The sequence below is a fragment of the Blautia sp. 210820-DFI.6.14 genome (assembly GCF_020558815.1).
In the GTDB taxonomy this organism is placed as follows: domain Bacteria; phylum Bacillota; class Clostridia; order Lachnospirales; family Lachnospiraceae; genus Blautia_A; species Blautia_A obeum.
This window is the reverse complement of the sequence record NZ_JAJCKS010000001.1, coordinates 348,177-363,371: the sequence shown is the minus strand read 5'-3', so window position 1 is coordinate 363,371 and position 15,195 is coordinate 348,177. Positions and strand designations below refer to the sequence as shown.

Sequence of the window (15,195 nt, the reverse complement as noted above, 5' to 3'; positions counted from 1 at the left end):
GGAGGGATTTAAATGATCAGTTTTATTTTGTGTCTGGCACTTCTGATTATCGGTTACTTTACCTATGGTAAGGTCGTTGATAACACTTTTGGACCAGATGATCGTGAAACCCCGGCGGTAAGCATCAACGACGGAGTGGATTATGTAGTGATGCCACAGTGGAAACTGTTCCTTGTACAGCTTCTTAACATTGCAGGATTGGGACCTATTTTTGGTGCGATGCAGGGTGCATTGTGGGGACCAATCGTATTTCTCTGGATCACGTTTGGTACAATTTTTGCCGGCGGTGTTCATGACTACTTCTCTGGAATGATCAGCGAACGTAATTCGGGAAGCTCAGTAGCAGAATTTACAGGTAAATACCTCGGCGGTGTTATGCAGAACATCATGCGAGTATTTTCAGTAGTACTCCTGATCATGGTTGGTACTGTTTTTGCAGTAGGTCCTGCAGGTCTTATTGTTACACTGTGTAAGAATGGCGGGCTGTCAGGTGTTCTTACCACTACACTGTTCTGGCTTATTCTTATTCTGGTTTATTATTTTATTGCAACATTTATTTCCATTGATAAGATCATCGGTAAGATTTACCCGGTATTTGGTCTCTGCCTGATCATTATGGCAGTTGGTGTTATCATAGGAATCTATACAAACCCTGAATTTACGATTCCTGAAATCTGGAGTCATATGTACAGTATGCATCCGGCAGGAACACCAATCTGGAGCTTTATGTTTATTACTGTAGCCTGTGGTGCAATCTCCGGTTTCCATTCTACACAGTCACCATTGATGGCTCGTTGTATGAAGAGTGAGAAACAGGGTCACTTTGTATTTTATGGTGCAATGGTTGCTGAGGGTATCATTGCTCTGATCTGGGCAGCAGCAGGATGTGCTCTTTATGAAGTTACAGGCGGACTGAATACAGGTCTTGCAGAAATTCTTTCCGGTGGCCAGTCAGCAGCTATCTATGATGTATGTTCCAAGACAATGGGTGGTGTTGGTATTGCACTTGCGATGATCGGTGTTGTTGTATGTCCTATTACTTCAGGTGATACGGCTTTCCGTTCAGCAAGACTTACTCTGTCTGACTGGTTCCATATTGATCAGGGAAGATACGCTAACAGACTGAAACTTTGTATTCCGGTTCTTGGTGTTGGCGCTGTTCTTGGTATTGGTAATGCAGTTGGCGCAATTGACTATACAGTTATCTGGCGTTATTTTAGCTGGACAAACCAGACACTTGCAATGATCGTTCTCTGGGCAGCATCCATGTATCTGGTAAGTGAAAAGAAAAACTTCTGGATCACAGCAGTTCCGGCCACTTTTATGAGTGCAGTTTCCAGTACATATTTCATCCTTGCACCGGAATGTCTTGGCGGTCTGATCAATTCCAAAACGGCAGAAGGCGCAGTTGTTTATAATACAGCTGTAGCTTATCCGATAGGTATTATTTTTGCAATCGTACTTCTTGTTATTTTCCTTCGCGCAGCGAAGAAACATGCAGCTGCCTGAAACTATTTTAAGTGAGGTCTGATATCATGATTTTTAAACCACATCCACTTAGTACATCTCAGCTTCCGGCACCGGAACTTGAGGAAGACAGAAAATCCTGTCGTAAGGTCGGCCCCTGTGGGATCGGAAAGAAAGCAATTTACCTGAACAGCTTTTATGTAGACAGGTGCTATTATATTCCTTTTACGGCGGTCCGACGCGTCTTTAAACGCGTGGCTATGAGTAAGGGTGGATTTTCTGGAAAAGGAATGTTTGCCAGTATTCCGTATCTGGTTGTGGAGTATGATGACGGACAGCAGAAACAATGCAATTTCAAATATGAAAATCAGGTAGATGATCTTTTGAAACTGCTTTCAGCTGAGCAGCCACAGATACGGCTGCTCAGTGAGGCCGCGGAAGCGAAGCTGGAAAAGCAGAAAGCAGAGAAAGAACGGGAGCTGCGTTCCAGACCGGAAATAACCACTCAGTCACAAAAAGAAGTGGCAAAGCTTCAGAGGGCCATTGATTACCTGGACCAGAAACCTCAGTTAAGTGAGAATCTGAGCCGGGCGGCGGGAAGACGACGGACCTATCAGTGCACAAGCCCAAGCTATCGCTGGGTGGCAATGGCAATTACTATGCTGGGATTTGTAGCAGTGGCGGCAGGAATTTATTCATTTATTGTACACAATGATTTTGCAGTATACTTTCTTTTGTTTGGTATCGCTGCTGTTTTTACTTTTGCCGGTTTCAGTGTTCTGCCAACGGCACGTAATAATCGAAAAGCAATCATGAGCCAGGATGAACAGGCACGAAAGCAAATGGAAGATTACGTTAAAGGTTATCCGGATTTTCCGGTACCTGCCAGATATGCTCACCCGACGGTACTGAAACGGATGCAGAGAGTGATCGAACAGGGACGTGCAGAAGAAAAAGGCCAGGCACTTGAAATTGTCAAGGAAGATCTCAAAGCATTGAACAGTGATGTGAAAGTATCGCAGGAAGAATATGATGAGGTAGTTGCGATTAAGCCAATGTTTTTGAATGCTATGTATCAGTAAAGCTGCTGTGAACGGAGTGGACAGTAATTCAGTAAAAATAGAATCAGTAAAAATATAAAATAGCGGGTTGACAAGTTCTGGGCTGACGTGTTATATTTTCATCAGTTGTAGTGTGTAACTCGATTTCAGGAGGCATTAACTATACATAACTAGGAGTGTTTATGTATATTAGTGCCTTTTTTTGTACAAAAGTTGCTGTAAACAGTAACAAAAACCGGTTGATTAAGGCACTTATGCATACTCACTTCTACCAAATATATAGAAGGAGAGTGTCAGATGAAAGACAAGATTTTTGGTGTTTTACAGCGAGTTGGACGAAGCTTCATGCTCCCGATCGCAATCCTTCCGGTAGCCGGACTTCTTCTTGGTATCGGAAGTTCTTTCACCAATGCAACAACGATTGAGACATATGGCCTGACAAAGATTCTGGGTGACGGAACACTGCTTCATTCCCTGATGGTGATCATGAACAGCGTAGGAAGTGCAGTCTTTAATAACCTGCCACTGATTTTTGCAGTTGGTGTTGCAATTGGTATGGCAAAGAAAGAAAAAGAAGTTGCAGCTTTATCAGCAGTTATCGCATTTTTCGTAATGAATACAGCGATCAATGCGATGCTGACAGTTACAGGACAGATTCTTGCAAATGGAGAGATCGCAGAATCCGTTCTTGAGGGAACGATCACTTCTGTCTGCGGTATCCAGTCACTGCAGATGGGCGTTTTTGGTGGTATTATCGTAGGACTTGGAGTAGCAGCTCTGCATAATAAATTTTACAGAATACAGCTGCCGAATGCACTGTCATTTTTTGGAGGTACCCGTTTCGTTCCGATCATTTCCACGATCGTCTATATGTTTGTGGGAATTCTTCTGTATTTTGTATGGCCGGTAGTTCAGAACGGAATCTACGCTCTGGGCGGTCTTGTAACAGGAACCGGTTATGTTGGAACACTGATTTTTGGACTTATTAAACGTGCTCTGATTCCATTTGGTCTTCATCATGTATTTTATATGCCATTCTGGCAGACTGCTGTCGGTGGTACAATGGAAGTTGCAGGACAGATGGTACAGGGCGGCCAGAATATTTTCTTTGCACAGCTAGCTGATTCTGCAAATATTGCACATTTCAGTGCTGATGCAACAAGATATTTTTCCGGAGAATTTATTTTTATGATCTTCGGTCTTCCGGGAGCTGCACTGGCTATGTATCAGTGTGCAAAACCTGAGAAGAAAAAACAGGCAGGAGGCCTTCTTCTGTCTGCAGCGCTTGCATGTATGGCAACCGGAATTACAGAGCCGCTGGAATTTTCATTCCTGTTCGTAGCTCCGGCACTGTTTGCTGTTCAGGTAGTTCTGGCAGGTAGCGCATACATGATCGCACATATGCTGAATATTGCCGTAGGACTTACTTTCTCCGGTGGATTCCTTGATTTCTTCCTGTTTGGTATTCTTCAGGGAAACGCAAAGACAAGCTGGATGAGAGTTATCCCGGTTGGTATTATTTATTTCTTTTTATATTATTTTATTTTCAAATTCATGATCAAAAAGTTTGATTTCAAAACGCCTGGTCGTGAGGATGATGATGTAGAAACAAAGCTTTATACGAAGGCTGATGTAAATGCCCGCAAAGAGGCACAGAATGGTGCTGTTGAAGCTGGTTCTTCTGATCCGGTCAGCGAGGCAATCACAAGAGGTCTTGGTGGTAAGAAAAATATCAGTGATGTGGACTGCTGTGCAACACGTCTTCGTTGTACGGTTAAGGATGCATCTCTGGTAAACGATGGTATTTTAAAGGCAACAGGTGCATCAGGTGTGGTTCATAAGGGACTTGGCGTACAGGTTATTTATGGTCCAAATGTTACCGTTATCAAATCAAATCTTGAGGATTATCTGGAAACAGCACCAGATACTCTGGAAACACCGGCGGAAAGTGTTGAAACACCGGAAGTAAGTGAGCAGAAAGAAGATGCCGGACAGAAAGTTGTCGACCGCATTGTGATTTCCAGCCCGATCACTGGTGTAGCGGCTGAGCTCTCTACAGCACCGGATGAGGCATTTGCCCAGAAGATGATGGGGGATGGTGCGGTAGTTACACCGGAAGATCCTTATGTACGTGCTCCTGAAGATGGAGAAGTTGCCTTTGTCTTTGACACAAAACATGCAATTGGATTTGTAACAGAATCCGGAATCAGTCTTCTGATTCATGTGGGAATCGATACTGTAAAACTGAATGGTGAGGGATTTGAGGCACTGGTAGAAAGCGGGCAGGAAGTGAAGAAAGGAGATCCGATGCTGAAACTGGATCTGGATTATCTGAGCAAAAACGCACCTTCTATTGTATCACCGGTTCTTTGTACAGAGCTGGAGGATAACCAGAGAATCCATCTGTTAAATGAGGGTCAGGTCAAAGCAGGAGAGCCGCTTTTCGAAATCGAGGTTCTTCAGTAAGAACTACCCGGATGGGGAAGAGATACGGATGTTGTACAGGATAGCAAAAATTTTAAATCATAATTCCTTTATGGGAATCCAGGATGAAAATAACCAGGAATGTCTGGTTATGGGAAAAGGAGTTGCTTTTGGCAAGAAAGTGGGACAAACTGTTCCGGTCACTGCGGAAGCAAAGGTTTATTCATTGAAAGAAATGACAGAGCGAGGAGAGGCAAAAGATATCCTCAAATCGGTTTCACCACTTTGTCTGGAGTTTGCAAACGAAGTGCTGAATCAGGCGGAGCAGGAATTTGGCAAAGTAGACCGGACAATTCTTTTTACCATGGCAGATCATCTGGACTTTGCGATCCGCCGCATTCAGAATGGAGAGCAGATCAGCAACCCGCTGACTGATGACATCCGTGTTATGTTTTATAAAGAATATAAAGTAGCCAGTTGTATTCAGGAACTTCTGAAGGAAAAACTTCAGTTGGAGATAGATGAACATGAGATTGGCTATATCGCCCTGCATGTGCATGCTGCCATCGTAGATGAAAATGTTTCCCAGGCAATGGAGATTGCCAGAACAGTCCGCGAATGTATTTCTCTTGTAGAGAAAGAAACCGGAAATTCTATCGACGTCATGTCACTCGGATACAATCGTCTGATGAATCATGTGCGCTATATGGTAGCACGTGCAATCCATGGTGAGAAATTAAAAATGAATCTGAATGAATATATGTCCGTAAAGTTCCCGGAAGCATTTATGGCAGCAGAGCGAATCTGCCGTCAGATGGAAAAGAGCCTGAAGCTTCCGATTCCGGACATTGAAATCGGATATCTTGCCATGCATCTGGAAAGAATGTTAGATACGGATATCAATGAGTAAGATATAAAGTTAAATGTCACTGTCGAAGGTAACTGTAGGATAAATATAAATACAAAAACATAATATAAAAGGAGAACAAAACTATGAAAACATTTGAGTATACAATTAAAGACGAACTTGGAATCCACGCAAGACCGGCAGGACTTCTTGTAAAAGAAGCAAAAAAATTCGAATCTGAATGCACCATCACAAAAGACGGCAAAACAAAAAAACTCACACAGCTTATGATGCTTATGTCTCTTGGTGTAAAACAGGGTGACACTGTTACTGTAACAGCAGAAGGCGCTGATGAAGAAGCTGCAGCTGCTGCATTAAAAGAATTCTTTGAGAATAACTTATAATTCGCTGGAACGACCAGAATCAGTTTACATTTGAATTCAGGGAGGAAAAGGAATGCAGTGTTTTCAGGGAAAATCTGTATATAAAGGAATCGCGATGGGACCGATCGTGGTTCTTAAGAAAAATGATTATCAGGTAAAACGTACCCGTATCGAAGATACAGAAGCAGAAGTAAAACGTGTGGATGAGGCATTAAAAGCATCTCAGGAACAGCTGCAGAAACTGTATGACAAGGCTGTCAGAGAAGTTGGCGAAGCCAGTGCTGCAATCTTCGAAGTACATCAGATGATGCTGGAGGATGAGGATTATCTGGAGGCAATCCAGAATATGATCCGTACAGAACAGGTCAATGCCGAGTATGCGGTTGCGGTTACCGGCGATAATTTCGCAGAGATGTTTGCTTCCATGGACGATGATTATATGAAAGCACGTTCTGCCGATATCAAAGATATCTCTGAACGTCTTGTACGTAATTTAAGTGGACAGGGAGATGTGGATTTAAGCGAAATCGAGCCATCTGTAATTGTAGCGGATGATCTCAGCCCAAGTGAGACAGTCCAGATGGACAAAGATAAGATCCTTGCATTTGTAACAGTTCACGGATCTACCAATTCTCATACAGCGATTCTTGCGCGTATGATGAATATTCCGGCACTGATCGGAGTAAAAATGGATCTGGAAGCTCTTCAGAGTGGAGTGACAGCGGTTGTAGACGGTTTCCAGGGAATGGTTACTTTTGACCCGGATGAAGAGACAAAAGCACAGACTGAAACCAAAATACAGGAAGAAGCTGAGAAACTGAAGCTTCTTCAGGAACTCAAAGGCAAAGAAAACATTACTCTGGACGGACGTAAGATTAATATTTATGCAAACATTGGAAGCGTTGGCGATATTGGTTATGTGATGGAAAATGATGCCGGCGGAATCGGACTTTTCAGAAGTGAATTCCTGTATCTTGGAAGAAACGATTTCCCTACTGAGGAGGAACAGTTCCAGGCTTACAAGCAGGCAGTACAGATGATGGCAGGTAAGAAGGTTATTATCCGTACATTGGATATCGGAGCCGACAAACAGGTAGATTATTTCAATCTTGGTAATGAAGATAACCCGGCTATGGGATACCGTGCAATCCGTATTTGTCTGAGACAGCCGGAAATTTTCAAAACTCAGCTTCGTGCACTTCTCCGCGCAGCCGTTTATGGAAATCTTTCTATCATGTATCCGATGATTACTTCTACAGAAGAAGTAAAGAAAATTTATGAGATCGTAGCAGAAGTAGAAGAAGAGTTGAAAGCACAGGAGATTCAGTATAAGATTCCGGAACAGGGAATCATGATTGAGACTCCGGCAGCAGCGATCATCAGTGATAAACTGGCAGAGATGGTTGATTTCTTCAGTATTGGAACGAATGATCTGACCCAGTATACACTGGCAATTGACCGCCAGAATGAAAAACTGGATGAGTTCTATAATCCACATCATGAAGCAATCCTGCGTATGATCCAGATGGTTGTGGACAATGCGCATAAATGTGGTAAATGGGCAGGTATCTGCGGAGAACTTGGAGCAGATGCAACTCTTACCGAGCAGTTTGTACGTATGGGACTGGATGAACTCTCTGTAGCACCATCCATGGTTCTGAAGCTTCGTAAAATCGTTCGCGAGATGAAAGTAGAAGAATAAGTAAATAAGAAAAAATATCAAAAATGAAAACCGTTTTCATATTGACACTCTATCAGAATGTGCTATAATATGAAAACGGTTTTCATTTTGGGTAAAAAGAAGGAAGAAATTATGGGAACGAAAGCACCTTATCAGACAAAACAAATGAAACAGATACTGGCTTATCTTCAGACGATAGAGGGTACACATGTGACGGCCGCAGATGTCTGCTCCTATTTCAAAGAGCAGGGAATCAATGTCGGAACAACGACAGTTTATCGTAATCTTGAGAAGATGGTAGAACAGAGGCTTGTTGCCAAGTATAACGTGGATGGGACGAGCAGTGCCTGTTTTGAATATCTCGGAGCAGAAGAACATTGTCATAAGACCTCCTGTTTCCACTGCAAATGTGAAAAATGTGGAAAACTGATTCATCTTCACTGCGAGGATGTGGTTAAACTGGAGCAGCACCTGATGGACAGTCACGGATTTCGCATGGATCCGTGCAGAACGGTTTTTTATGGAATCTGTGAAGAATGCAGAGGACTGGAAGATGACAAAAAAGAAACAGAGACTGTACATATCAGGGCAAAATAAGCGGAATATAAGGTAACGGAGTAGAATGCTGAGACAGAAGAAAGCAGGTATAAGGATGAAAAAATGGATCACTGGTGCGCTAGCAATTCTGCTGGGTGTGATGAGCATTGCGATTCCTTTTTCAGGAATGCACATAGCAGAAGCTAAAACAACGGAGGAAACAGACAGGAAACTGAATATTGTGACAACCATTTTTCCGGAATATGACTGGACAAGAAATATTCTGGGGAACAGGGAAGCGGATGTGAATCTTACGATGCTCCTGGATAATGGGACAGACCTTCATAGTTTTCAGCCGGCAGTGAAAGATATTATGAAAGTATCCAGCTGTGATCTCCTGATTTATGTGGGTGGAGAATCCGACCAGTGGATTGAGGATGCACTGGAATCGGCTCAGAATAAAGATATGAAGACGATTAATCTGATGGAAGTCCTTGGCGATACGATTAAGGAAGAAGAAACAGTTGAGGGTATGCAGGACAGTGAACACGAACATGGTCATGAGGACGAGCATGCCCATGAGGGTGAGGATGAGAAGGAATATGACGAGCATGTCTGGACTTCCATGCGAAATGCTTCTGTGATCTGTGACGCGATTGCAGAAACGCTTGAGGAGATGGATCCTGAGAATAAAGAAATCTATCAGACAAATGCTGAGAACTACAAAGCAAAACTTTCTACACTGGATCAGAAATATCAGGAAACGGTAGATACAGACAGACAGAATACGCTGATCTTTGCCGATCGTTTTGCATTTCGTTATCTGGTCGATGATTATGGACTGAACTATTATGCAGCTTTTTCCGGATGCTCTGCAGAGTCGGAAGCAAGCTTCAAGACTGTGACTTTTCTTGCGGGTAAACTGGATGAACTGGGAATAAAAACGGTATTGACGATTGAGAAGTCCGATGACAGGATAGCACAGACCGTGATTGAAAATACAAAAAAGAAAGATCAGAAGATCCTCGAGCTTAATTCCATGCAGTCGATCACTTCGGATGAGATTAAAAACGGAGTGACATATCTTTCTGTGATGGAAGATAATCTGAAGGTTCTGAAAGAAGCACTTAAGTAGGAAAAGAGGAACAACAATGGCACAGCTTACATGTAAAAATCTTACATTGGGATATGATAACCGGGCAATTCAGGAAGACCTGAATTTCTCTATTGATGCAGGTGATTACCTTTGCATCGTAGGTGAAAATGGTTCCGGTAAATCTACATTGATGAAGACACTTCTTCATCTGCAGGCACCGATCAGCGGCAGTATTGAACTGGGAGATGGCCTGAAAAAAAACGAAATTGGTTATCTGCCGCAGCAGACGCTGGTGCAGAGAGATTTTCCGGCATCCGTGAGGGAAATTGTGTTATCTGGATGCCAGAGTCGTTGTGGATGGAGACCTTTTTATAACAAAGAGGAAAAAATGGTTGCCCAGAGAGCCATGGAAAAAATGATGATCCAGGATCTGGCAGATCAGTGCTATCGCGAACTTTCCGGAGGGCAGCAGCAGCGGGTTCTTCTTGCAAGAGCTCTTTGTGCAGCACAGAAGATCCTGCTTCTGGATGAGCCGGTTTCGGGACTTGATCCGAGAGTGACAGCAGAGATGTACCAGCTGATCAGGAATCTGAATAAAAAAGATGGAATTACGATCATTATGATCTCACATGATATTGCGGCGGCAGTAAAATATGCAACACATATCCTGCATATCGGGGAGCATTGCTTCTTCGGAACAAAGAAACAGTATCTGGAAAGCAGTCTGGGAAAGGCGTTTACTGGACAGGAAGGAGAGGACGAATAAGATGTTTGAGACACTTCGTATGTATTTTCAATACCCGTTTGTGCGTTATGCATTGATCGTTGGGGTACTGATCGCATTATGTTCTTCACTTCTGGGCGTGACTCTGGTATTGAAACGTTTTTCCTTTATCGGTGACGGACTTTCTCATGTGGCATTTGGGGCAATGGCGATAGCATCTGTCCTGAATATTACCAACAATATGCTGTTTATCCTGCCGGTAACAGTAATCTGTGCGATCCTTCTTCTTCGTGCTGGTCAGAACACAAGAATCAAGGGCGATGCGGCGATTGCCATGATCTCTGTCGGAGCCCTGGCAATCGGATATCTTTTGATGAATCTTTTTTCCACCAGCCCAAATATCTCCGGAGATGTATGCAGTACATTGTTCGGCTCCACATCGATCCTGACACTGACAAAAGGCGAGGTATGGCTGTGTGGAATCCTTTCTGTTGTGGTTGTTGCTATTTTTATTCTTTTTTATAATAAAATTTTTGCAGTAACATTTGATGAGAATTTTGCCAGAGCGACCGGAACGAGAGCGAATGCCTATAATCTGCTGATTGCAGTTGTGATTGCAGTAATCATTGTACTTGCAATGAATCTGGTAGGTTCACTTCTGATTTCAGCACTTGTAATTTTTCCGGCGTTGTCAGCAATGCGGTTGTTTAAATCTTTCCGTTCGGTAACGATCAGTGCGGCAGTGTTGTCCGTTTTAAGTGCTACTGCCGGCATTCTGATCTCCATTCTGGCAGGTACTCCGGTTGGCTCCACGATCGTGGCAGTGGATATTGCTGTATTTCTGATTTCTTATGGCATTGGAAGGATTACGGGAAGATAAAAATATCTCAGCCGGAGCTGGATCCCCGACTGAGACAGTATTTTAAAAATGTTGGTTTATAACAGGAATTCTTGTAGAACTCAGATTTCTACGAGGATTCCTTTTTCTTTGTCATAATGGCAGTATTTGCCATTTGCGGAGATGAACGGCTGATATGTATCGGTACGGGTGTCTTTGACATAGACAACACCGGTTGCGATCATCTCAACAAGAGAGAAACGTTTGCTCAGGCTGGAAATCCACGCATAGGTCTTCTCGCTGTCAGAGTCAGCTGCAAGCAGACTGTAACCGCCGTCACAGGCTTTGAGAGAGAAATAGATTTTTTCAGGTTTTACAATTTCCTTGAAAACCTGACTGGTAATGTAAGAAGAGAAATTCTCCTTTACAAATTTCTGGAAGGTTTTCGTGGTATAAACTTCTCCGGATACTTCATCAGTGATTCTGTCTCCACGCTCCAGACGGTTCTTGATCAGAGTCAGAACTTCGATCGTCCAGTTGATAAAGGAGATACTGCTGTAGGTCATGCTTTCCTGAAGCTGGTCGATCAGCTTTTTTGTCAGGACATTTGATTTGGCCGCTTCGTTAAAAAGTTCTTCGTTCATAATGTTCCCTCCATAATAAATGTATGTGGTAATTGATAATTTTTATTATAAAGTGCAGTTGTGCAAAAAGCAATGAAAAACAGATGAAACATCATAAAAATTGTATAAAATACACATACTTAGCACTTGCTGTTGCTTGAACCACATATTTTGAATATGTTGCAGAAAAATAGGGAATCAGTTACAATAGAATCAGGTGTGAAATCAGAATTCAAAATAAAGAAGAGAATAAGATCTGCCGGCAGTTCGGGGCAATTGATGGGATGGAAACAGAATGAAGAAGGATAAAGATAAGAAACTGACTTATTTTTTGAGAGCCGCGATGATGGTTCTGACAACGATATTAATCGTATTGTTTCTTGTGATCATGTCGATGGTGGGCAAAATACAGGGAACAGCCAGGGTTGTGAATTATGCGGGACTTGTCCGGGGTGGTACACAGAGGATGGTTAAGCTGGAAATCTCCGGTGCACCGCAGGATAAGATGTATGAGACGATTTCTTCTTACATAGAGGGGCTCCGAAATGGCAGTGAGAAACTGAATTTTGTACGTCTGGATGATGAAGATTTCCAGACTAAGATGGATGAACTGGAAAAATATTTTGATGAATTGAGAAGTGAAATCCTCCTTGTTCGCGAGAAGGGTTATGAGAATACAGAAATTATAGAAAAGAGCGAAAAATTTTTCCAGATCTGTGATGAGGCAGTAGGTTTTGCAGAAGTCTATTCACAGAAAAAAGCGACCGGACTGGATCATCTGGAAAAAATCGTATTGGTTGATATTCTGGGACTGGTATTGATCATTGCTACGGAACTGATAAAGGTGGTACGTTTTGCTGCACAGAATAAGATTTTGCAGAAAAAAGTCTATCTGGATGAGGCGACAGGCCTTCCAAACAAAAATAAGTGTGAGGAGATCCTGAATGAGACGGAGCCGATACCGGTGAATGAGCTGGTGGCAATGTGTGTGTTTGATCTGAACAATCTGCGAACGATCAACAACAATCTGGGACATGACAAAGGGGATGAGTATATTCGCTCTTTTGCAATCCAGCTCCGTGAGGCGGTACCGGAAGAATTTTTTGCAGGTCGTGATGGTGGTGATGAATTTATTGCGGTTCTGAAGGGACTGGACCATGAGGGCGTTCGGAAATGTCTGCAGAACATCCGCAACCAGGCTGCAGAATATTCCAGACAGCATCCGGAAATGCCAATCAGCTATGCAGCCGGTTATGCACTGTCAAGTGACTTTGAAGGCAGTACGATGAGAGAACTCTTCCGTTTGGCTGACAAAAACATGTATATTGATAAAAACCGTGCAAAGATGGAGGAAGCAGCAGAGAAACAGAGGATGAATATTCGTCTTCTGGAAGAAATTACAGAAAAGGGGTTTCAGTTTACGGACTGCATTTATTGCGATGCGCTTTTGGATCAGTATTATGTACTGCGCGCAAGCTCACGATTTTTCCTGGCCGAGGATGGAAGCTATTCCGGAGCTGTTGAGCAGATCGTGCAGGAACTGGGAACGGATGAGAATCGCAAGAGTATGAGAAAGAAATTGCAGATTTCTTATCTTGCAGAACAGATCAAGGACAAAGGCGAGAAGCTGGAGCTTCCATATCAGTACAGGAAAGAGGACAGTATTTGTCGAGGACGAATGACAGCACTGTTTGTAAATAATACCGAAGATGGCAGGCTTCATCATTTCATTCTGGGATTTGAACCATTCCAGAATAAAAATGAAAACACAGCAGATGAAAGGACTCGACTGAATCGATATTATGAACAGCTGAAACAGTCCATTGTTGAAAATGAGAATTATGCGGAGGCACTCCTTCAGACTGCAAATGCAGTCTATACTGTGGATCTGACGAATGATAAGCTGGAGAATGTTTATTATCATGAGGCAGCATTTAAGGTTGAAAATGATATACAGACACCATGTTCTTATAGCGATTATTGCAATAAACGGAGTCGGTATGTGACCGAAGATACTTTGGAGAACTACAGAATCGTTGATTCTTCTTTCAAACTACTGAAGCGATTTGCTACAGGTGCGAAGCAGGTTACAGTAGAATACTGCGAAACGATGGGAAAAGAAAATAAGCCGGTATGGCTGCAGAAAACAGTTCTGATGTCCAGAGATATGGTGTATGATGCGAATACAGATAAAGAGAGTTCCGTAGTCCATGGAATTGTTCTGTTTAAGAATACTTCAGATTTCCATGAAAAGGAACAGCAGGAAAAAGCGCGTTTGCAGATGGCTTATGAAGAAGCGGATTCTGAAAACAGAGCCAAGACGGAATTTATGAATCGCATGAGTCATGATATTCGTACGCCGATCAATGGAATCATGGGAATGGTAGATATCATCCGTAAAAACAGGGATGACCGGGAAAAAGTTGATGACAGTCTGGATAAGATTCAGCTGTCTACCCGACATTTGCTGGAGCTAGTCAGTGATGTCCTCGATATGAGCAAACTGGAAGCTGGTATGTTTGAGATTCATGAAGATGTATTTGATATGAATGAGCTTATGGATGAAGTTGCTGCACTTGTGGATGCTCAGCTGGTTGAATCCGGTATTACACATTGCAAGCACAGAAGTAATATTCAGCATACTGCCTTGAAGGGAAGCTCCCTGCAGCTGCGGCGTATCATGGTCAATCTTCTGAGCAATGCAATCAAATATAATAAATCAAATGGAACAATTGATACATATGCGGAAGAACTTTCCTGTGACGGTACAACCGTGTGGTATGAATTTAAAATCGTTGATACCGGAATCGGTATGAGTGAAGAATTTATAAAAGAACAGCTGTTTAAACCTTTTACACAGGAAAAGAATGACGCCAGAACACTGTACAGAGGAACCGGTCTGGGAATGTCGATCGTCAAGGCGCTTCTGGATAAAATGGGAGGTTCTATAGAAGTAGAGAGTCAACTTGGAGAGGGAAGTACTTTTACTTTCCGCCTTCCGTTTAAAGTTGATGAAAATGCCATCGAAACCAAAAAAGAAGAGCAGAGCTCAGGCGAACAGAAGCTGGAAGGAAAGCAGATTCTTCTGGTTGAGGATAATGAGATCAACATGGAGATTGCAGAGTTCTATCTGAAGGAACTGGGAATTGTGGTTGATAAGGCATGGAATGGCAAGGAAGCGATTGACAAGTTTGAAGAGTCAGCACCGGGAACTTATGATCTGATTCTGATGGATATTATGATGCCGGTTATGGGCGGCAGAGAAGCAGCCCGTCGTATACGGACACTGGAGCGACCGGATGCAGAAACGGTGCGTATATATGCCATGACGGCGCAGGTTTCTTCCGAAAGTGTACATAAATGCCTGGCTTCCGGAATGAATGGACACATTGCGAAGCCGATTGATGAAAGCAAACTCAGAGAAATCCTGACCAGATGTGAAAGCGTGAAAAAGCAGAAGGATTAACATAAAATAGAGATACGATAAAGCAAGATCAAAAGTTCCAGTGAATTT

The 15,195-nt window shown here is 42.8% G+C and carries 12 protein-coding genes; 11 read left to right on the top strand and 1 reads right to left on the bottom strand.

Features of this window, described 5'->3' with window-relative positions; genetic code table 11:
- The first annotated feature begins 12 nt into the window (after nt 1-12).
- The 10 genes from LI112_RS01615 to LI112_RS01570 all read left to right on the top strand — a co-directional run bounded on the left by LI112_RS01615 (nt 13) and on the right by LI112_RS01570 (nt 11,100).
- Nucleotides 13-1,509, top strand: coding sequence for a carbon starvation protein A (locus LI112_RS01615; protein WP_055065894.1), 1,497 nt, complete (start codon nt 13-15; stop codon nt 1,507-1,509).
- 26 nt (nt 1,510-1,535) lie between these two features.
- Complete coding sequence (locus LI112_RS01610) at nt 1,536-2,549, top strand: hypothetical protein (RefSeq protein WP_022389042.1); 1,014 nt, start codon at nt 1,536-1,538, stop codon at nt 2,547-2,549.
- 276 nt (nt 2,550-2,825) lie between these two features.
- Nucleotides 2,826-4,994 (top strand): PTS transporter subunit IIABC, encoded by a 2,169-nt coding sequence (locus tag LI112_RS01605; protein ID WP_005428353.1) that lies wholly within the window; start codon nt 2,826-2,828, stop codon nt 4,992-4,994.
- Between the two features lie 28 nt (nt 4,995-5,022).
- Nucleotides 5,023-5,862 (top strand): PRD domain-containing protein, encoded by an 840-nt coding sequence (locus LI112_RS01600; RefSeq protein ID WP_005428351.1) that lies wholly within the window; start codon nt 5,023-5,025, stop codon nt 5,860-5,862.
- An 83-nt stretch (nt 5,863-5,945) separates the two neighbouring features.
- Nucleotides 5,946-6,203 carry an HPr family phosphocarrier protein gene (locus LI112_RS01595; RefSeq protein ID WP_005428348.1) on the top strand — a complete coding sequence of 86 codons (258 nt, stop codon included), beginning with the start codon at nt 5,946-5,948 and terminating at the stop codon, nt 6,201-6,203.
- Nucleotides 6,204-6,255: 52 nt separating this feature from the next.
- Complete coding sequence (gene ptsP / locus LI112_RS01590) at nt 6,256-7,884, top strand: phosphoenolpyruvate--protein phosphotransferase (protein WP_005428347.1); 1,629 nt, start codon at nt 6,256-6,258, stop codon at nt 7,882-7,884.
- Nucleotides 7,885-7,995: 111 nt separating this feature from the next.
- A complete protein-coding gene (locus LI112_RS01585; protein ID WP_055055449.1) occupies nt 7,996-8,460 on the top strand; it encodes a Fur family transcriptional regulator in 465 nt (154 codons plus the stop codon).
- A 55-nt stretch (nt 8,461-8,515) separates the two neighbouring features.
- Nucleotides 8,516-9,535 (top strand): metal ABC transporter substrate-binding protein, encoded by a 1,020-nt coding sequence (locus LI112_RS01580; protein ID WP_044926269.1) that lies wholly within the window; start codon nt 8,516-8,518, stop codon nt 9,533-9,535.
- A 16-nt stretch (nt 9,536-9,551) separates the two neighbouring features.
- Entirely contained in the window at nt 9,552-10,262 is a 711-nt protein-coding gene (locus LI112_RS01575) for a metal ABC transporter ATP-binding protein (protein ID WP_022389018.1), read from the top strand.
- A gap of 1 nt (nt 10,263) precedes the next feature.
- Nucleotides 10,264-11,100, top strand: a complete 837-nt coding sequence (locus LI112_RS01570; RefSeq protein ID WP_055055407.1) for a metal ABC transporter permease — start codon at nt 10,264-10,266, stop codon at nt 11,098-11,100.
- Nucleotides 11,101-11,180: 80 nt separating this feature from the next.
- Here the strand turns inward: LI112_RS01570 and LI112_RS01565 are convergent, their stop codons facing one another.
- Nucleotides 11,181-11,702, bottom strand: a complete 522-nt coding sequence (locus LI112_RS01565) for a hypothetical protein (protein WP_005428334.1) — start codon at nt 11,700-11,702, stop codon at nt 11,181-11,183.
- A 274-nt stretch (nt 11,703-11,976) separates the two neighbouring features.
- On the opposite strand from LI112_RS01565, the gene LI112_RS01560 reads away from it, so the two are divergent.
- Nucleotides 11,977-15,147 (top strand): ATP-binding protein, encoded by a 3,171-nt coding sequence (locus tag LI112_RS01560; RefSeq protein WP_055065895.1) that lies wholly within the window; start codon nt 11,977-11,979, stop codon nt 15,145-15,147.
- Nucleotides 15,148-15,195 lie beyond the last annotated feature (48 nt).